Source organism: Enterobacter sp. BIDMC109 (assembly GCF_001037885.1).
In the GTDB taxonomy this organism is placed as follows: Bacteria; Pseudomonadota; Gammaproteobacteria; order Enterobacterales; family Enterobacteriaceae; genus Enterobacter; species Enterobacter hormaechei_C.
Map to the genome: position 1 here is coordinate 4,437,371 of NZ_KQ090002.1, position 18,417 is coordinate 4,455,787.

Annotated in this window: 19 protein-coding genes and 1 other annotated feature; of the genes, 5 read left to right on the plus strand and 14 right to left on the minus strand. The window is 57.1% G+C overall.

Annotated elements, in window-relative coordinates; genetic code table 11:
• The 3 genes from SK62_RS20905 to dsdA form a co-directional block, all read left to right on the plus strand.
• On the plus strand, positions 1-406 hold a 406-nt coding region (locus tag SK62_RS20905; protein ID WP_048249861.1), incomplete at its 5' end, for an IS481 family transposase.
• Between the two features lie 73 nt (positions 407-479).
• Positions 480-1,817 (plus strand): D-serine transporter DsdX, encoded by a 1,338-nt coding sequence (gene dsdX / locus SK62_RS20910; RefSeq protein ID WP_047718308.1) that lies wholly within the window; start codon positions 480-482, stop codon positions 1,815-1,817.
• Between the two features lie 17 nt (positions 1,818-1,834).
• Positions 1,835-3,121 (plus strand): D-serine ammonia-lyase, encoded by a 1,287-nt coding sequence (dsdA, locus tag SK62_RS20915; protein WP_015570121.1) that lies wholly within the window; start codon positions 1,835-1,837, stop codon positions 3,119-3,121.
• An 82-nt stretch (positions 3,122-3,203) separates the two neighbouring features.
• Here dsdA and SK62_RS20920 read toward each other — a convergent pair whose 3' ends face one another.
• From SK62_RS20920 to SK62_RS20935, 4 genes are all read right to left on the minus strand, one after another.
• Positions 3,204-3,551 (minus strand): DUF202 domain-containing protein, encoded by a 348-nt coding sequence (locus SK62_RS20920; RefSeq protein ID WP_017383689.1) that lies wholly within the window; start codon positions 3,549-3,551, stop codon positions 3,204-3,206.
• Entirely contained in the window at positions 3,541-3,888 is a 348-nt protein-coding gene (locus SK62_RS20925) for a YidH family protein (protein ID WP_003861080.1), read from the minus strand. The genes SK62_RS20920 and SK62_RS20925 overlap by 11 nt, the downstream gene beginning before the upstream one ends.
• A gap of 92 nt (positions 3,889-3,980) precedes the next feature.
• Positions 3,981-5,303, minus strand: a complete 1,323-nt coding sequence (locus tag SK62_RS20930; RefSeq protein WP_015570123.1) for a 6-phospho-alpha-glucosidase — start codon at positions 5,301-5,303, stop codon at positions 3,981-3,983.
• Positions 5,300-6,922 (minus strand): alpha-glucoside-specific PTS transporter subunit IIBC, encoded by a 1,623-nt coding sequence (locus SK62_RS20935; protein WP_017694019.1) that lies wholly within the window; start codon positions 6,920-6,922, stop codon positions 5,300-5,302. Before SK62_RS20935 ends, SK62_RS20930 begins: the two co-directional genes overlap by 4 nt.
• A 222-nt stretch (positions 6,923-7,144) precedes the next feature.
• Between SK62_RS20935 and SK62_RS20940 the strand changes: the two genes are divergently transcribed.
• Positions 7,145-7,891, plus strand: coding sequence for a GntR family transcriptional regulator (locus tag SK62_RS20940; protein WP_017383690.1), 747 nt, complete (start codon positions 7,145-7,147; stop codon positions 7,889-7,891).
• On the opposite strand, the gene SK62_RS20945 is transcribed toward SK62_RS20940, so the two are convergent.
• The 3 genes from SK62_RS20945 to ibpA form a co-directional block, all read right to left on the minus strand.
• A complete protein-coding gene (locus SK62_RS20945) occupies positions 7,859-9,520 on the minus strand; it encodes a putative transporter (RefSeq protein WP_048249864.1) in 1,662 nt (553 codons plus the stop codon). The two genes, SK62_RS20940 and SK62_RS20945, sit on opposite strands and share 33 nt — an antisense overlap.
• Positions 9,521-9,711: 191 nt before the next feature.
• Positions 9,712-10,140: a small heat shock chaperone IbpB gene (ibpB, locus tag SK62_RS20950; RefSeq protein ID WP_015570126.1), complete on the minus strand. Its 429-nt coding sequence runs from the start codon at positions 10,138-10,140 to the stop codon at positions 9,712-9,714.
• Between the two features lie 136 nt (positions 10,141-10,276).
• A complete protein-coding gene (gene ibpA / locus SK62_RS20955) occupies positions 10,277-10,687 on the minus strand; it encodes a small heat shock chaperone IbpA (RefSeq protein WP_006177605.1) in 411 nt (136 codons plus the stop codon).
• Positions 10,681-10,755, minus strand: a sequence feature (ROSE (Repression Of Heat Shock gene Expression) occurs in the 5'-region of heat shock genes and acts as an RNA thermometer to modulate expression.). It overlaps the preceding gene by 7 nt.
• A 247-nt stretch (positions 10,756-11,002) precedes the next feature.
• Here ibpA and SK62_RS20960 point away from each other — a divergent pair.
• On the plus strand, positions 11,003-11,335 hold the full coding sequence (locus tag SK62_RS20960) for a YceK/YidQ family lipoprotein (RefSeq protein ID WP_017383693.1): 333 nt from the start codon (positions 11,003-11,005) through the stop codon (positions 11,333-11,335).
• On the opposite strand, the gene SK62_RS20965 is transcribed toward SK62_RS20960, so the two are convergent.
• From SK62_RS20965 to yidA, 7 genes are all read right to left on the minus strand, one after another.
• Positions 11,332-12,561, minus strand: coding sequence for a DUF3748 domain-containing protein (locus SK62_RS20965; protein WP_023302819.1), 1,230 nt, complete (start codon positions 12,559-12,561; stop codon positions 11,332-11,334). The two genes, SK62_RS20960 and SK62_RS20965, sit on opposite strands and share 4 nt — an antisense overlap.
• Before the next feature lie 51 nt (positions 12,562-12,612).
• Complete coding sequence (locus SK62_RS20970; RefSeq protein WP_015570129.1) at positions 12,613-13,950, minus strand: MFS transporter; 1,338 nt, start codon at positions 13,948-13,950, stop codon at positions 12,613-12,615.
• A gap of 117 nt (positions 13,951-14,067) precedes the next feature.
• Positions 14,068-15,216: a galactonate dehydratase gene (dgoD, locus tag SK62_RS20975; protein ID WP_017694024.1), complete on the minus strand. Its 1,149-nt coding sequence runs from the start codon at positions 15,214-15,216 to the stop codon at positions 14,068-14,070.
• The gene (locus tag SK62_RS20980) at positions 15,213-15,830 is read right to left on the minus strand and encodes a 2-dehydro-3-deoxy-6-phosphogalactonate aldolase (RefSeq protein WP_023295663.1); all 618 of its coding nucleotides are present in this window, start codon (positions 15,828-15,830) and stop codon (positions 15,213-15,215) included. The genes dgoD and SK62_RS20980 overlap by 4 nt, the downstream gene beginning before the upstream one ends.
• The gene (locus SK62_RS20985; protein WP_047718305.1) at positions 15,814-16,692 is read right to left on the minus strand and encodes a 2-dehydro-3-deoxygalactonokinase; all 879 of its coding nucleotides are present in this window, start codon (positions 16,690-16,692) and stop codon (positions 15,814-15,816) included. Before SK62_RS20985 ends, SK62_RS20980 begins: the two co-directional genes overlap by 17 nt.
• Positions 16,689-17,378 (minus strand): D-galactonate utilization transcriptional regulator DgoR, encoded by a 690-nt coding sequence (gene dgoR, locus SK62_RS20990; protein ID WP_003861109.1) that lies wholly within the window; start codon positions 17,376-17,378, stop codon positions 16,689-16,691. Before dgoR ends, SK62_RS20985 begins: the two co-directional genes overlap by 4 nt.
• Positions 17,379-17,604: 226 nt before the next feature.
• On the minus strand, positions 17,605-18,417 hold the full coding sequence (gene yidA, locus SK62_RS20995) for a sugar-phosphatase (protein WP_023295661.1): 813 nt from the start codon (positions 18,415-18,417) through the stop codon (positions 17,605-17,607).

Genomic DNA, 18,417 nt, shown 5'->3' on the forward strand with positions numbered 1-18,417 from the left:
TCACCGCAGCCTGAAGGCGGAAGTGCTACAGGAGAGATGGTTCGCGGACAGCGGTGAGTTGCAGCGCGCTTTCGACCACTGGCGGACGGTGTACAACCTTGAACGGCCACATGAAGCGCTGGACATGGCAGTACCGGCCTCGAGATACCAGCCGTCTGCGCGGCAGTACCGCGCCGGCACACCCCCACCGGAGTACGATGAAGGCGTGGTGGTCAGGAAGGTGGATATCAGCGGGAAGCTGAGCATACAGGGTATCAGTCTGAACGCAGGGAAGGCCTTCAGGGGAGAGCGTGTGGGGCTGAGGGAGACACAGGAGGACGGCTGCTATGAAGTATGGTGGTACAGCACGAAAGTGGGGATGATCGACCTGAAGAAAAAGTCGATCATCATGGGTAAAGGATGTTAAAAAGTGTTCACCATGTCCCCGAACACCTGTCTACCATGTCCCCGGACTGTACAACATAAGGGTGAGGTGAGATATGGGATCTCAGGTCTGGGTTGTGGCAACGCTGCTTGTCAGCATCGTATTGATTGTTTTAACCATCGTAAAACTGAAGTTTCACCCGTTCCTCGCGCTGCTGCTGGCAAGCTTTTTCGTCGGCGCGATGATGGGGATGAGCCCGCTGGATATGGTGAACGCCATTGAGAGCGGGATTGGCGGTACGCTGGGCTTCCTGGCGGCGGTTATCGGTCTTGGCACTATTCTCGGCAAAATGATGGAAGTCTCCGGCGCGGCAGAGCGCATCGGGATTACGTTGCAGCGCTGCCGCTGGTTGTCGGCGGACGTGATTATGGTCCTGGTCGGCCTGATCTGCGGCATTACGCTGTTTGTGGAAGTGGGCGTGGTACTGCTGATCCCGCTGGCGTTTTCCATCGCCAAAAAGACCAACACATCGCTGCTCAAGCTGGCCATTCCGCTCTGTACCGCACTAATGGCAGTGCACTGCGTGGTGCCTCCGCATCCGGCCGCGCTGTTTGTCACCAATAAATTAGGGGCGGACGTCGGGACAGTGATTGTCTACGGTCTGATGGTGGGCCTGATGGCGTCTCTGGTTGGCGGCCCGCTGTTCCTGAAGCTGCTCGGCGATCGTCTGCCCTATAAGCCGGTTCCGGCGGAATTTTCAGACCTGAAGGTGCGGGAAGAACACACGCTGCCGTCGCTGGGCGCCACGCTGTTCACCGTGCTGCTGCCGATTGCCCTGATGCTGGTGAAAACCATTGCCGAGCTGAACATGGCAAAAGAAGGCACGCTTTATACCCTGCTGGAGTTTATCGGCAACCCTATCACCGCGATGTTTATCGCCGTGTTTGTCGCCTACTACCTGCTGGGGATCCGCCAGCACATGGGCATGGGCGCAATGCTGACCCATACGGAGCACGGCTTTGGCTCTATCGCCAACATTTTGCTGATTATCGGCGCGGGCGGCGCGTTCAACGCCATCCTTAAAACCAGCGGTCTGGCGGAGACGCTGGCGCATATTCTCTCGAACCTGCATATGCACCCTATCCTTCTCGCCTGGCTGGTGGCACTGGTGCTGCACGCCGCCGTCGGTTCGGCAACGGTAGCGATGATGGGTGCCACGGCGATAGTGGCGCCGATGCTGCCGCTCTACCCGAACGTAAGCCCGGAGATCATCACCATTGCCATCGGGTCCGGCGCTATTGGCTGCACGATCGTGACCGATTCTCTCTTCTGGCTGGTGAAGCAATACTGCGGCGCGAACCTGAACGAGACCTTCAAATACTATACGACGGCGACGTTTATCGCCTCGGTGCTTGCACTTGGCGGCACATTCCTGCTTTCTTTCATTATCTGAGCGCGAAGAGACGTATTATGGAAAACGCAACTATCACTACTTTAACCGCACAGTTTCCTCTGGTTGAGGATCTGATTGCCCTGAAAGAAACCACCTGGCTTAACCCGCGCACCACGACGCTGGCGGAAGGATTGCCGTATGTCGGGCTGACCAAAGCCGACGTGGACGACGCGCACGCGCGCCTGAAACGCTTCGCGCCGTATCTGGCGAAAGCGTTCCCGGAAACGGCGGCAACGGGCGGGATTATCGAATCCGACCTGGTCGCGATCCCGGCGATGCAGGCGCGGCTGGAGAAAGAGTCCGGTAAGGCCATTCCAGGCACGCTGCTGCTGAAAAAAGACAGCCATCTGCCGATTTCCGGCTCGATTAAAGCCCGCGGCGGAATCTATGAGGTGCTGACCCACGCGGAAAAGCTGGCGCTGGAAGCCGGACTGCTGAGCGTCGAAGACGACTACAGCATCCTGCTGGAGCCGCGCTTTAAGGATTTCTTCAGCCAGTACAGCATCGCCGTGGGCTCAACCGGCAACCTCGGGATGTCCATCGGCATTATGAGCGCCCGCATTGGCTTTAAGGTGACGGTGCATATGTCCGCCGACGCCCGCGAGTGGAAGAAAGCCAAACTGCGCAGCCACGGCGTGATCGTCGTGGAATATGAGCAGGATTACGGCGTGGCGGTGGAGCAGGGACGCAAAGCGGCGGAAAGCGATCCGAACTGTTTCTTCATTGACGATGAAAACTCCCGTACGCTGTTCCTGGGCTATGCGGTTGCTGGCGAGCGCCTGAAGGCGCAGTTTGCCGAGCAGGGCCGCGTGGTGGATGCCGATCATCCCCTGTACGTCTATCTGCCGTGCGGCGTCGGCGGTGGTCCCGGCGGCGTGGCGTTTGGCCTGAAGCTGGCCTTTGGCGATAACGTCCACTGCTTCTTCGCGGAGCCAACGCACTCACCATGTATGCTGCTGGGCGTTTATACCGGGCTGCACGATGAGATTGCGGTGCAGGATCTGGGCATTGATAACGTGACGGCGGCGGACGGTCTGGCGGTAGGGCGTGCGTCCGGCTTCGTGGGCCGCGCGATGGAGCGCCTGCTCGACGGGTTCTATACCCTCTCCGATCAAAGCATGTACGACATGCTCGGCTGGCTGGCGCAGGAGGAAGGGATTCGCCTGGAGCCTTCGGCGCTGGCGGGGATGGCCGGGCCGCTGCGCGTGCAGGCGGATGCCAACCCCACGCACCTGGTCTGGGCGACCGGCGGCGGCATGGTGCCGGAGGATGAGATGGCGAAGTATTTAGCTAAAGGGAAGTAATTATGCCGGGTGGCGGCTACGCCTTACCCGGCCTACAGTTCGCGGCAGTTGTAGGCCCGGTAAGGCGCAGCCGCCACCGGGCTTATAAGCTCATAATTTGCTGAATGTGAGTAACTGCAAAGAGTAAAGACAGAGACAGCACAGCCAACGCAATCAGGAACTTATCCCGCACCGCTTTCGGCTGCGCAAAGTCGTTCTGCGCCACGTCCATCAGGTTACGGCTGCGGGTGTAGCGCCATAAAATGACGGCTACCAGCGCCAGCACAACAATGGAGATCCAGAATGGCGCCCCCGTGCGGTGCCAGTTGTGCTTAATGGCAAGAGCGATCAGCGCGCCATACCCCAGCAGCGTGCGCAGCCAGGCCAGCGAGGTTCGCTCCGGCTGAAGCCCGGGGTCCGCTTCCCGCCGTGCTTTGCGGCTATCCGGCATACAACACCAGTAACATCACTACGCCCGCAACCATCAGCAAAATCGTACTAATGATGAGCAAGCCGCGCGTGTAGGGGAGATCCTGCTTCAGACGCATCGCCTTTTCATTTCTAAGCCAGCGCAGATAGCCATAAATCGCCAGCACACCGGCAATCAGGCACAGCAGCAGGGCCAGCACTTCGCGAATCAACGGGGTGGCAAAATCGGGGGCGAGCTGATCAAGACCGACACCTGCGGCCAGAAAGCCCAGGGCGGTGCGGATCCACGCTAAGAACGTGCGTTCGTTAGCCAGTGAGAAGCGGTAGTCCGGTGCTTCACCGAGGCGGGAAATGTTCATGAAGGTTCCTTGTCGTGCTGCATGCAGGCTTCAGCATAGCGTAATTCAGCCAGGACAAGGAGACCGGCATCTGGCGATGCCGGTCAGGAAAATTAATGCAGTTCCGGCCAGTACTCTTTGTTGGCTTCAATCAGATCGTCCAGAATCGCCTTCGCCACCGACGCGCTCGGTACGGTTTTCGACAGGGTAATCGCCTGCCATAGTTTCTGATACGAGCGCTGCTCCCAGGCGTCCACCACCAGTTTTTCCACCGCCACCTGCTGGCTCATGAGCCCTTTCTGGAAGTGCGGAATATCACCAACGGTCAGCGGCTCCGGTCCGTTGTGGCCGACCAGACACGGAATTTCTACCATCGCGTCGGCGTCAAAATTATGGATAGCCCCATTGTTAGGCACAATCAGCAGCATACGTTCCTGGGTATTAAAGGCGATCGCGGTCGCCAGATCGACGATGTACGACGCATGTTCGTCGATTTCCAGTTCACCGGCAGAAGAATGACCGGCTTCGATAATCGCCCGGCATGAACTGAATACATGCTTCTCACGGTGATCCATCACTTCATTGGCGCGGGTACGCTCCGGGTTGGAATGGGCGACCACATAGTCCGGGAACAGGTAATACTTCAGGTAGGTGTTCGGCATGGTGTCCGGATCCAGCGCCTGTACGTCTTTAGCCTTGGCGAAAGTATCATTCCAGCTCGCTTCAGTATGCGCATCTTCCGAAGGCGGAACATAACCGTTTTTCGCCACGTATTCGCGCAGTTTCGGCATCAGATCGTTGCCGTTCAGATCTTCAATCGACGTCCACCAGCCGAAGTGGTTCAGACCGTAGTAACGCACGCGCATCTCTTTGCGGTCTTTCAGACCGACGATTTGCGCCATACGTCCTTCAATGCCGATCGGCATGTCGCAGATGTTGAGAATTTTCGCGTTCGGACGCAGGCGGCGCGTGGCTTCCGCGACAATCGCCGCCGGGTTGGAGTAGTTCAGCATCCACGCGTTCGGGGAGTACTGCTCCATGTAATCCACCAGCTCCAGCACGCCGCCGATGGAGCGCATGCCGTAGGAGATGCCGCCCGGCCCGCACGTTTCCTGGCCCAACACGCCGTGGCGCAGCGGGATTTTTTCATCTTTTTCACGCATGGGGTATTTGCCCACGCGAATATGCGCCATCACGAAATCCACATCGGTAAAGGCCGCTTCAGGATCGGTGGTGTAACTAAATTCAATCTCCGGCGCCTGCTCCTTAAGGATGATTTTGCACGCCTCGGCGATGATCTCCTGACGTGCTCCGTCATTGTCATAGAACTTCAGCGCACGCAGCGGGAAACGGTCACGGTTGGCTAACAGCATCAGGACGATACCAGGCGTGAATGTACTGCCGCCGCCTGCAATAACAACTGAGAATTTTTTCATGATATAGCCTCTGTCAGAGTGGTTTGTTCGTTTGTTAAAGGGGTTTTCATCAGCGATTCCAGCTGGTCGCGCACCTGAGGAACGTGCAGACCGACAATCACCTGTATGCCGTTGCCGCGCCGCACCACACCGTGTGCGCCCAGGGCTTTGAAGACGTCGTCGCTTTGGGTTTTCGTCATATCCACCAGGGCGATACGCAAGCGGGTGGCGCAGTTATTGATACTTTCGATGTTTGCTGCGCCGCCGAGCGCCTGTAAGAACCCAGCAGCCTGCCCGACCTGCTGGCTGGCTGCCGCCGGGGCGGTGGTTTGCCCGCGCGCGGCCTTATAGTCGGCTTTGTTGTAGAGTTTGATTTCGCTCTCTTCCCGGCCCGGCGTTTTGAGATTCAGACGTTCGATAAGCGTTCTGAAGACCACGAAGTAGATCCCGGTGAAGCAGAGGCCGATGCCAATCTGGGTGAATACCGTCGAGGCGTGGTTATGGAACATCGGGATCCAGTTTTGCGGCAGGAACTGGTCCAGCAGACCGCCCCCCATGTTCCCCACCACCCCGAAGGTATACATCACCGTCGCCATCGTTGCGGCCAGCACGGCGTGGATGGCAAACAGCAACGGCGAGATAAACAGGAAGGTGAACTCCAGCGGTTCGGTAATGCCCACCAGCACGGCGGTAAGCGTGGCCGGGATCAGCAGACCTGCCACTTTGACGCGGTTCTCCGGCGACGCGGTATACCAGATAGCCAGCGCAATACCGACTGAGCCAAACACCTTAGAGTTGCCGTGCAGCGCGAATCCGCCCTCCGGAAACAGCGTTTTCAGCGGCACAGTGCTCTGGCTGAATTCCTGAAGGTGCTGTGCCCAGTAGACCTGAATGCCGCCTTCTACCGCAGCCGGGCCGAAGATAAACGGGCCGTAGACAAAGTGGTGCAATCCGGTTGGGATCAGAATGCGTTCCAGGAAGGTATAAACCCATACGCCCAGCGCGCCAGCGGTACGTAGAAAGGCCTGCAACGACTCAATACCCATCTGCACTTTCGGCCATCCCAGCAGCGTCAGCCAGGCGCAGGGGATCATGACGAAGAACGCGAGGATAACGACAAACGAGGTGCCCTGGAAAATCCCCAGAAAGACCGGCAACGGCTTGTCGAAAAATCGATTGTGGATGGCGGTGACGAGCCCGGAAATGATAATCGCCCCGATGATGCTGGTATCAAGCGTTTTGATTCCGGCAATCATCGCCAGCCCGCTGCCGGCAGTGGGTTCAGCAGAGAAGTCGACGCCAAAGAAGTGACCCCAGGTCATCCCCATCGCGTTGATAAAGTAGTTCCAGGTCAGGAAGCTAATCAGCACCGCCAGACAGGCGCGGCCCTGCGCCTGCTTTGCCAGGCCAATCGGTAAGCCGACAGCAAAAATCAGCGGCATATTACGGAACACCGCCCAGCCGCCCTCTTCGATGATGTGAACAATTTGCGCGAACAGATTATCCGGCGCGGTTAAGGCCTCACCGACAAACAGCGGATTGCGAAGCATGATGGCGATCCCAACCACGATCCCGGCAAAGGGAAACAGCAAAACCGGGGTGAACATGGCGCCGCCAAAACGTTGTATTTGACTGAGCATTTTTAAATCCTCATGAAACAACCTGTAGGGGATAGAGGCCTTTATGGTTTTTTACTGGCCTGAGGTGAGCATAAGAACTTACTGATGCGGCAACATGGTATGCCGCTGCGATTCGTGATCGCATTCATGGTTTTAATTTGACCAATCAGGTCTACTTTTTAAACTAAACATAGACAAGTTAAGACGTAATCCACGCCATGATGTGCGCAGAGAGGTCTACTGGTGATCTACAAATCAATTGCCGATCGGCTGCGGCTGCGGCTGAATTCCTCGGACTACAACATTGGCAGTCCATTACCCGGAGAAAAAGCGCTGGCAAAGGAGTTTGGCGTAGCCCGGATGACCATCCGCAAGGCGCTGGATCTGCTGGTAAGCTGGGGGCTGGTTGAACGTCGACACGGCAGCGGGACGTTCGTGGCGCGCAAAGACGTTCATCATGAAACGACTAACCTGACCGGGCTGGTGGAGGTGCTGCGCCAGCAGGGGAAAGAAGTGCAGAGCAAGGTGTTGCAGTTTGAAGTGATGCCCGCGCCGCCCGCTATCGCCAGCCAGCTGCGGATTCAGGTTGATGAGCGGATCTATTTTTCAAGGCGGGTGCGTTACGTGGACGGAAAACCGCTGATGCTGGAGGACAGCTTTATGCCGGTGAAGCTGTTCCGCAATCTTTCCCTGGCGCATCTCGAAGGATCTAAGTTTGATTACATCGAGAAGGAATGCGGGATCACCATCAGCGGCAACTACGAGAGCCTGACGCCGGTGCTGGCAGATAAACAGCTGGCCGGTTATATGAATGTGCCGGAACAGACGCCGCTGCTGCGCATCACCTCCCTTTCCTACAGCGACAGCGGCGAGTTCCTCAATTATTCCGTGATGTTCCGGAACACCAGCGATTACCAGGTGGACTACCATTTGCGGCGTATCCACCCGGAAGACTTGTTAGCCCATCCCCCAGAACAGCACCGCCAGTAGCTGCGGGGTGATGATGCGCAGAAACATCACCAGCGGATAAACCGTGGCGTAGGACAACGCCGCCGCGCCGCTGGTGGCGTGCAGGTTGTTGGCGAACGCCAGCGCGGGCGGATCGGTCATGGAACCGGCCAGCATGCCGCACAGCGTGAGATAGTTCATTTTAGCGAAGATACGTGCCAGTAATCCGACTGTTATCAGTGGGATAGCGGTAATAAATATGCCGTATCCTACCCAGCTCATCCCTTCGCCGTTCACCAGGGTATCGACAAAATCGCCGCCGGATTTCAGCCCCACCACTGCCAGAAACAGCACGATGCCTAACTCCCGCAGCGCCAGGTTAGCGCTCGGCGGCATAAACCAGTAGAGCTTACCGATGGAGCCGATACGCCCGAGGATCAGCGCCATAATGAGCGGCCCGCCTGCCAGACCCAGCTTCAGTGCTACCGGGAAGCCGGGCACGTACAGGGGGATGGAGCCAAGCATGACGCCAAGCCCGACGCCGATAAAGACCGGCAGCATCTGCACCTGCTGGAGTTTTTGCTGGGCGTTGCCTACCATGTCCGCTACGACATCAATGGATGAGGGACGCCCGACGAGGTTGAGAATATCACCGAATTGCAGGCTGGCATCCTGGCTGGCCACCAGCTCGACACCGGCGCGGTTAAGCCGGGAGATCACCACGTCATAACGCTCTTTAACCTGCAAATCGCGTATTTTCTTGCCCAGGACTTTCTCATTGGTCACTACCACCCGCTCCACGCGCATGTCCGTTCCACGGGTTGAGAGTGAGGTATCCACCTCCTGACCAATCACCAGCCGGGCATTGTTTAAATCCGCCGGTTGCCCTACCAGATGCAGGAGATCACCGTGCTGAATAAGGGTATCCGGTGAAGGCACCATCAGCGTTTCATCACGTTTCAGGCGGGAACAGATAATGGTCGCGCTGTTCAGAATGGGAACATCCTGTATCGCCATATTGTTCAGGTTGGGGTTTTCGACGCGAATGTTGATGGTTTTAATGAGCGCATGGCCGTTGGTCAGCGTGCTTTCATGCTCTTTTGCCTCCTGCTCGACGTTAACGCGGAACAGCACGCGCACCAGCCACATCGAGAGCAAAATACCGCAAATGCCAAACGGATAGGCCATGGCGTAGCTCATCCCCATCTGATCGACGACATCAGCAGGGATACCCAGATCGCGCAGAATTTGCTGGCCCGCCCCGAGCGCGGGCGTATTCGTGACGGCGCCGGAGAAGATGCCCAGCACGACGGGCAGCGGAATCGCGAAGAGTTTATGCAGAATGGCGGTAACCAGCCCACCCATCACGACGATGCCGAAGGCAAAGAGATTAAGGCGTAAACCGGAGACGCGCAGGGAAGCGAAGAAGCCCGGCCCCACCTGAATACCGATGGTATACACAAAGAGGATCAGGCCGAACTCCTGGATGAAATGCAGCATATCGGCGCTGAGCACCCACCCAAGCTGGTCGGCAAAATGGCCGACAAAAATCCCGCCGAACAGCACCCCGCCGATGCCAAATCCGACGCCGCGGATTTTGATATTCCCCAGCCATAGCCCCACTACCGCGACAAGGGCCAACACGCTAACGGTTAACGCGATATCACTCATGATCCACATCCTGTGTATAACCATAGTTATGCTAAGGATTCTCTCAGAGCTGACGGCGGTTGTATGGGCGATGGCGCACAAAAAAGCCCTGCCGGGGCAGGGCTTCATGGCATCTGTGAGCGAGTCGGGTGGCGGCTGCGCCTTACCCGACCTACAGGATCGGCAGGTTTGCCACCCGGCAAAAACGTGGTTTAGCTGTTCAACGCCGGGCGTTCGCTAATGGCGATGCGCTGAGGCGCAATGGCTTCCGGCACGTTACGGGTGAGGTCAATGTTCAGCAGCCCGTTAGTGAACGTCGCGCCAGAAACTTCCATATGGTCTGCCAGGGTAAAGCTCAGGCTAAACGGCTGAGTGACAAGCCCCTGATGCAGCCATTTGGTCTCGGTGTCTGGTTTTTCCGGTGACCCTTTCACGGTCAGGCGCGTACCCTCAAGCTGGATGTCGAGATCTTCCTGGCGGAACCCGGCCAGCGCAAGCGTGATGCGGTAGTGGTTATCATCGCTTTTTTCGATGTTGTACGGCGGAAAGGTCTGCTGTTCGGTTGCGCTTTGCAGCGCGTTAGCCAGTTTGTCAAAACCGATCCACTGACGCAGCAGGGGGGATAAATCGTAGTTACGCATACTAAATCTCCTTCTGAGAAGCGAGTTCGGCACAGTTTAATTTTGTGCACAGTTGTACCTGCAAACCCTTGCGGATTCGCATATGCTCCCGTTACGGCAAGCAAGTTCGGGTGGGCCGCTCACGCGACCCGCGTAATTAGTTGATTTCGATACGACGCGGTTTTTTCTCTTCCGGAATCACACGTTCCAGTTCGATAAACAGCAGGCCGTTCACCAGGTTCGCGCCCTTGACGTGGATGTTCTCAGCCAGCTGGAACTTGCGCTCAAAGTTGCGCTCTGCGATGCCCTGGTAGAGGTAGGTTCGTTCTTTCTGCTCGGCCGTATGGGAGCCTTTCACCACCAGCAGATTGTCCTGCGCGGTGATCTCCAGTTCGCTCTCTGCGAAACCGGCAACAGCAATCGCAATGCGATAGTGGTTTTCGTCAACCAGTTCAACGTTGTAAGGAGGATAGCCGTTGCTCTGGCTCTGGTTGTTTTCTAAGTGGTTGAACAGACGATCGAAACCAATGGCAGAACGGTATAGCGGAGAGAGATCGAAATTACGCATGGATAAATGCTCCTGAAATCAGCGAGAAAATGTAGCCTTCCACCATGGACAGGCTTCTGCTTCCCCGAACACCCATCAGGCGTGTCCGTTATCGGGTTACATTCTTAAAATGGGTCTGGATACGGCCTTTTCAAGACTGTTGATGTGAGATTTTTTTGCACTTTGCTGGTTGTCGCATAGACTCAGGGGCACAGCACAAAGGGTTAAATTGCGATGACGACCACAGTGCGGGAGTTTTGAGCTATCCATTTTGGACGCGCCTCGCTATAACCCTGAGTTGCAGGTCAATGCCGTGCTACTAAAGATGACTGAGTGATGATGAGAAATGTTCTGATTAAGCTGGCGTCGTTCAGCGGGGTTGTTTTACTTTGCGGGTGTTCGAGCGTGATGTCGCACACCGGCGGTAAAGAAGGAACATATCCGGGGACGCGCGCCAGTGCCGCAATGATCTCTGATGATGAGACAAACTGGGGTACCAAATCTCTGGCGATTCTTGATATGCCGTTTACGGCGGTTGCCGATACGCTTCTGCTGCCGTGGGATATGTTCCGCACCGACAGCTCAGTGCGTTCGCGCGTTGAGAAAAGCGAGCAGGAAAAGCTGGCGACCAATTCCGTCATCCCGCCCGCAGAGATGCCTCCACGCTAATTCTGTGCGGTTTCCGTTAGCCACAGCTGGCGGAAACCGTCCTTCTCTTCCATCCATGCAATAAATCGTCCGTCCGGGGAAAACACCACAGCGTCAGCAGACGGCGGATTGCCGTGATCGGACGTCAAAAACGTCACCTCTCCGGTCTGCGCATCGCAGCAGGCAATACGGCCTGCAAGCACAAATCCCAGCCCGTTGCCGGAAGGATGCCAGTTAAAGGCCGACTGAATATCACGCTCAGTGTGGGTTAGCTGACGCGGCTCGCCGCCCTCAGGGGAGATAAGCCACAGCTGCACAACGCCGTTATCGTCCCGCATTAAAAACGCAATCTGCGTCCCCTGCGGATTGCTGCGCACCCAGTGGCGCGGTACGTTCACCAGCCCCGGATACGCCTTCTGATGGGTGAAGGTTAAGCGACGTTGCGTTACGCCCGCAGGCGGCGCGGGCATTGTTTCAGGCGTTCCCTGCAACGGCGCATCGCCCGCCCGTTTCCAGCCCTGCTCGTCTTTGGGGAGATCGACAATAAACAGTTCGGGCACTTTCTCGCCTTTCGCAGACACCGTATCGCCGATAAACGCCAGCCTGTCGTTGCCCACCCAGCCCTCTTCATAGGCGCGGTTTACCTCATTGCTGCCCGGTTTCGGGTTCGGCGTTGTACGGCTTACCAGTACGCTCCAGAAGGTGCCGGCATATTCCCGCGGATGGTTCCCCTGTGGGTTTACTGGGCCAAAAGGCGCCGCCACCCCGACGTTACGCAAATCCAGCTGCGGATCGCGCGCGTGCAGCACATGGTCGTTGTAGGTAAAGCTGACGAACTGCCCGTTCGGGCTAAAAACGTGGACGTGGCTGCCGCCACGCAGCGCGCCTGCGGTGTAAGGCGCGGTGATATCCATCGCATCAAGATTGCTCACCTGACCATTGTGCGCAATCACCCCCTGACGATGGTGAAAATCATACTGCCAGTCTGCATCCGGGTTTTTCGGGCCGTGGATAAAAACATATTTGTCCTGCGCCGGATGAACGGTTACCACGCCGACATGCGCGCCGTCAGTCGCACGGTAGATCGCCTCAACCTCGCCCGTACTAACATTGACCCGCTCAATGGTTTCACCGGTAAACGACGCGCCGGACGGGCGGACATCATAGACAAGCCACTGGCTGTCTGGCGTCCAGGTGTTGATGTTGGTGAGCTGGTGGTTGCGGGAAGCGAAGGTGATTTGTTTCATGAAAATACCCTGATGCGCGGTTATCGCATCAGGGTAAAACATCCGAAGGGATTAGCCTACTCGTTTAACGTCGCCGACCAGCAGGATGTAGGAGAGCGCCCCGATCAGCGCCACGGCAGAGATATACACCAGAGCCGGACCAAAGCCGTAGTCCTGCGCCAGGTAACCGATGACCAGCGGTACGGTGATCCCGCCCAGGCCGCCAACGAAGTTAAACACGCCACCAGTCAGGCCGATCAGACGCATCGGCGCCAGGGACGACACCAGCGACCAGGTGATGGAGGCAAAACCGTTTCCGAAGAACGCTACCGCCATCAGGGTCATGATCCACACCGGATCGTTGGTGTAGTTCGCTCCCATGATGCAGGTAGAGATCAGCAGTCCGCAAATAATCGGCGTTTTACGCGCAACGCCCAGCGAGAAACCTTTTTTCACCAGCTTATCCGCCAGCCAGCCCGAGAGCAGGACGCCGAAAAACGCCGCAAGGAAGGGTACGGTGGTCATAAAGCCTGCCTTCAGCGCGGTAATACCTTTTTCCTGGGTCAGATAGTTCGGGAACCAGGTGAGGAAGAACCACAGCGTGGAGGTCACCGCGAACTGTCCCAGATACACGCCCACCAGCTTACGGTGGAAGACCAGCTTCCAGTCCGCTCTGGTCAGCGGCTGGCGCGCCTCTTTTTTCACCGGCGCATCGCCGTCCACCAGGCCACCGCCGTCGCGGATGTAGTCCAGTTCGGCTTTGGTGATGCTTTTGGTCAGGCGCGGCGGCTGATAAACCTTAAACCAGATGAGCGACCAGATAATGCCGATCCCGCCGGTGACGATAAACACCCAGTGCCAGCTCAGCAGCTCCTGGATCCAGATTAACAGCGGCGTCAGAAACGCCAGACCAACAAACTGCCCGGAGGTGTAAAAACCAACAGCGGAAGCGCGTTCGTGTTCAGGGAACCAGCTGGTCACCATGCGGTTGTTGGTCGGAAACGCCGGCGCTTCAAACACCCCGGTGATGGCGCGCAGGCCAATCAGCGACATCAGCCCGGTCGCGAAGCCCTGGAACAGGGTCGCCACGGACCAGCCAAAAATAGCGATAAAGTAGGTCAGACGTGAACCCACGCGGTCAAGGAACCAGCCACCGGGGATCTGACAGAGCGTATACAGCCAGGCAAACGCCGAGAAGACGTAGCCCATTTCCGCTTTGGTGATGCCAAACTCTTCCTGAATATGAGCCGATGCCACGGCAAGGTTGGCGCGGTCGACATAACAGATGACCACGGTAATAAAGATCATGATCAGCGTCAGGTAACGACGACGCCCGGTTTTTGCAGCAGTAACTGGAATATCCATCGCAATCTGTCTCCAGATTTTGGGCATAGCGAAGCCGCTCACCATGCCCTGTAATTTACAGAGGGTTATATTTTTTCTATGTACGTTTTTTTTGCCCGGTGGCGCTTCGCTTACCGGGCCTACGAGAGAGTAGGCCGGATAAGCGTAGCGCCATCCGGCGATTTACCACTCGGCTACGGAACCGTCTTCAAGACGCCACAGTGGGTTACGCCAGTCCGGCGCACTTTTACTCAGCTCAATGACTTTGGCTTCGTCGATCTCCACGCCAAGGCCCGGCTTTGTTAACGGTTTAAAGAAACCACCTTCCATGCTGAAGTCTTCTTTGTTTTTCACAAAGTCGAGCAGCTCCGCGCCCTTGTTATAGTGTATGCCCATGCTTTGTTCCTGGAACACCGCATTGCGGGAGACGAAGTCGACGTGCAGGCAGGCCGCCAGCGCAATCGGCCCAAGCGGACAGTGCGGCGCCAGCGCCACATCGTAGGCTTCTGCCATTCCGGCAATTTTGTAGCATTCGGTGATGCCGCCCGCGTGGGAGAGGTCCGGTTGCAGGATCGCAATGCCGCCCGCTTCCAGCACGCGTTTAAACTCGAAGCGCGAGAACATGCGTTCCCCCGCCGCGATGGGAATGTGCGTCTGTTCAGCCAGTTTCGGATAGTATTCCGCCTGCTCGGCCAGCACCGGCTCTTCGATAAACAGCGGGCGATACGGCTCCAGCTCTTTAATCAGCACTTTGGCCATTGGCGCGCTGACGCGGCCGTGGAAATCCAGACCAAACTCAATCTCGTTGCCGAAAGCCTCGCGGATTTGCGCCACGGTGTTCACCGCCCGGTCTACCGCGCGCGAGTTGTCTATAACGCCCATCTCTTCGCAGCCGTTGAGTTTGAAGGTGTCAAAACCGATGTTGCGCAGTTGCCGGATACCGTCGATCACTTCCGCAGGGCGGTCACCGCCCACCCAGCTGTAGGCTTTGATTTTGTCGCGCACCAGGCCGCCCATTAATTGCCAGACCGGGGCATTCAGCACTTTGCCTTTGATATCCCACAGCGCCTGATCAATACCGGCGATGGCGCTCATCAGGATCGGACCGCCACGGTAAAATCCCGCGCGGTACATCACCTGCCACAGGTCGTTGATGCGCGCCGGATCCTGGCCAATCAGGTATTCGCCCAGCTCGTGCACCGCGGCTTCAACGGTGCGCGCACGGCCTTCAATCACCGGCTCGCCCCAGCCAACCACGCCTTCGTCGGTTTCGATTTTCAGGAACATCCAACGCGGGGGTAAACGGTACGTGGTGAGTTTGGTTATTTTCATTGCACTGCCTCTCGATACGCTTTCACAAATGCTGCCGCCTGCTGTGCGGTACGCTCAACGGGCTGACCGGCACGATAGAGATCGCTGCCCAGCCCCGCGCCCACACAGCCCGCGCTCATCCACTGGCCCAGGTTTTCCGGCGTGACGCCGCCCACGGCAAAGACCGGCACGCTGGCGGGTAAGACCGCTTTCAGCGCTTTGATGTAATCCGGACCAAAGGCCGACGACGGGAAAATTTTGAGAGACTGTGCGCCCGCATCGAGGGCGGCAAAGGCTTCTGTGGCCGTGGCGCAACCCGGGCAGACGGTCATGCCGTAATCCACCGCCCGGCGGATCACCTCGGGGTTGATATTCGGTGTGACGATAAGCTTGCAGCCCATCTTCGCCAGTTCATCCACCTGCTCCGGTTGCAGCACGGTGCCAGCGCCAATCAGCGCCTTATCACCAAACGCCTTCACAATTGCCGGAATGCTTTTTTCCCACTCCGGGGAGTTGAGCGGGATTTCCACCGCGTCGAACCCGGCGTCGATCACCGCGCCAACGTGCGCTAAGGCCTCACCGGGCGTGATACCGCGCAAAATCGCGATCAGGGGAAGTTCAGTTTGCCACTGCATGAGCGATGCTCCTTATGCCTGCCTGAAATGCCGTGTCGCCTTCCACCGCAGCAACATCCCGTCCGATAGCGTGGAACGCCTGGCGGTAACGAGACGTCAGCGATGAACCCGCGACGAGCGTGATGGCCTGCTGCCCGGCGAACGCGTCGCTCAGAGTGGCGACTTCTGCGCCAATCAGCAGGCCGGACAGAAATTCGCTGACCTGTTCGCGCGGAAGATTTCCCAGCACGTGCGAGGCGCGAACCTCAAAAAGTTGCGGCAAAACGGCAGGGGATGCGATCCCGCGCTCAAGCCCGGCGGCAAACGCTTCCGGCGAAGGGGTCTGCTCCGGCAAACCGGCCCCCACCAGCGAATGCTTAAGCAGCAAGTGGTGCAGTTCGCCGGTCATCACGGTGCGGAAATCATGAATTTGCTCAGCATCCGCCTGGACCCATTTGCAGTGCGTCCCGGGCATGACGTAGACAGAAGAAGGAGAAAGGGTGCGCGCCCCGAGCAGCTGCGTCTCTTCGCCGCGCATCACATTATGTTTATCGTCGCGAGAGACGCATAAACCGGGAATAATCCAGACATTGTCGCCAACGGACGTTAACTGCTCGCCAATGGCGGTGAAATGCACCGGAACTGACAGGTAAGGCGCGACCTTCCACCCCACGTTACTGCCGACCATTCCGGCCATCACCACTGGCGTAGTACCGTCGCGCCAGTTTTGTGTCACTTCTGCTAACACCGCTGCGGGGGATTTACCGTTCAGGCGCGTCACACCTGCTTCTGATTGCCTGCTTTCCAGGCACTGCTCACCCTGGTAGAGCCAGGCGCGCAGATTGGTCGATCCCCAGTCAATTGCGATGTAGCGTGATGTCATGTGATTTCCTTCAACCTTCGTGTCGAGCTGGCGATCATGGTCAGCGCCGCCTGCTCTGCCGCATCGCCGTCCTGATGCCGTATCGCATCGAACAGCGCTTTATGTTCCTGAAGCGTTTTCGGCATGTTGGCCTCATCGCCCATCCAGGTACGTTCAAATACTGCTCGCTGTAGCGAGCTGATCGCCACGCTAAGCTGCTGTAAAACCGGGTTATGCACCGACTGCAATACCGCTTCGTGGTAACGAATGTCCGCTTCGTTGAACGCCTCCCGATTCTGGTTATTGGCGATCATGTCGTTTAAAGCCGACTCAATCTGTGCCAGGTCACCTGACGTTGCGCGCTCTGCCGCCCAGCGGGCGATGGCCGGTTCCACCAGATTTCGGACTTCGCTCATCGCGCCGATGAGCCGTGGGTCGTAGTCGTTTTCCAGCACCCATTGCAGAACATCGGTATCGAGGTAGTTCCACTGGTTACGCGGCGCCACAAACGCGCCGCGATAGCGCTTCATTTCAATCAGCCGCTTCGCCATCAGCGAGCGGAACACTTCCCGAATGATGTTGCGCGAGGTTTCAAACTCCTCGCACAGTTCCGCCTCTGCTGGCAGCGGCGAACCGGGAACGTATTTGCCACCCACAATCTGAGTGCCCAGCGTGATGACAATGCGATCGGTTTTATTGAGTGTCATGGAGAGTCCTTGTGCTCTGTAAGTCCATCACTACTTTACCGCGACCGCTGAATTTCGCCTCACTTTTGCAGTACAAACGTGAGGCCTTTCGTCTTTGCCGTGGTGACAATGTAGTACAATCAGTAAATGTTGTACTACAATCCAGATCACAAAAAGAACAATTTGATAAATTCAGGGCCAAAAAAAGCCCCGGTTAATAACCGGGGCTAATCTTTCAAAGCACTTGTTACGACAGAACGAATTTCTCAATCGCCCAGGCAACGCCGTCTTCCAGGTTAGATTTAGTCACGAAGTTCGCCACTTCTTTTACCGACGGGATGGCGTTATCCATCGCCACGCCCATGCCCGCATATTCGATCATCGCAATATCGTTTTCCTGGTCGCCCAGCGCCATGATCTCCTCAGGCTTGATGCCCAGCGCATCGGCAAGCGATTTGACGCCCGTGCCTTTATTGACGCGTTTATCAAGGATTTCGAGGAAGTACGGCGCACTTTTCAGCACGGTGTATTTCTCTTTTACCTCAGCCGGAATGCGTGAGATGGCTTTGTCGAGAACCGCAGGTTCATCAATCATCATCACTTTCAGGAACTGGGTCGCCGGGTCCATTTTCTCCGCTTCGCAGAACACCAGTGGAATGGTTGCAACGTAGGACTCGTGCACCGTGTAGTAGCTGATATCGCGGTTGGCGGTGTAAAGCGTATTGCGATCGAGCGCGTGGAAGTGAGAGCCCACGTCGCGGGAGAGTTTTTCCAGGAAACGGTAGTCATCATAGCTCAGTGCAGTTTGCGCCACCGTGCTGCCATCGGCTGCCTTTTGCACCAGCGCGCCGTTATAGGTGATGCAGTAATCGCCAGGCTGGTTCATGTGCAGCTCTTTCAGGTAACTGTGCACCCCGGCATACGGGCGTCCGGTGGTGAGCACCACGTTCACGCCTTTTTCGCGTGCGGCGGCGATCGCATTTTTAACGGCAGGAGAGATAGTGTGGTCTGGCAGCAGCAGCGTGCCGTCCATATCGATTGCAATGAGTTTGATAGCCAT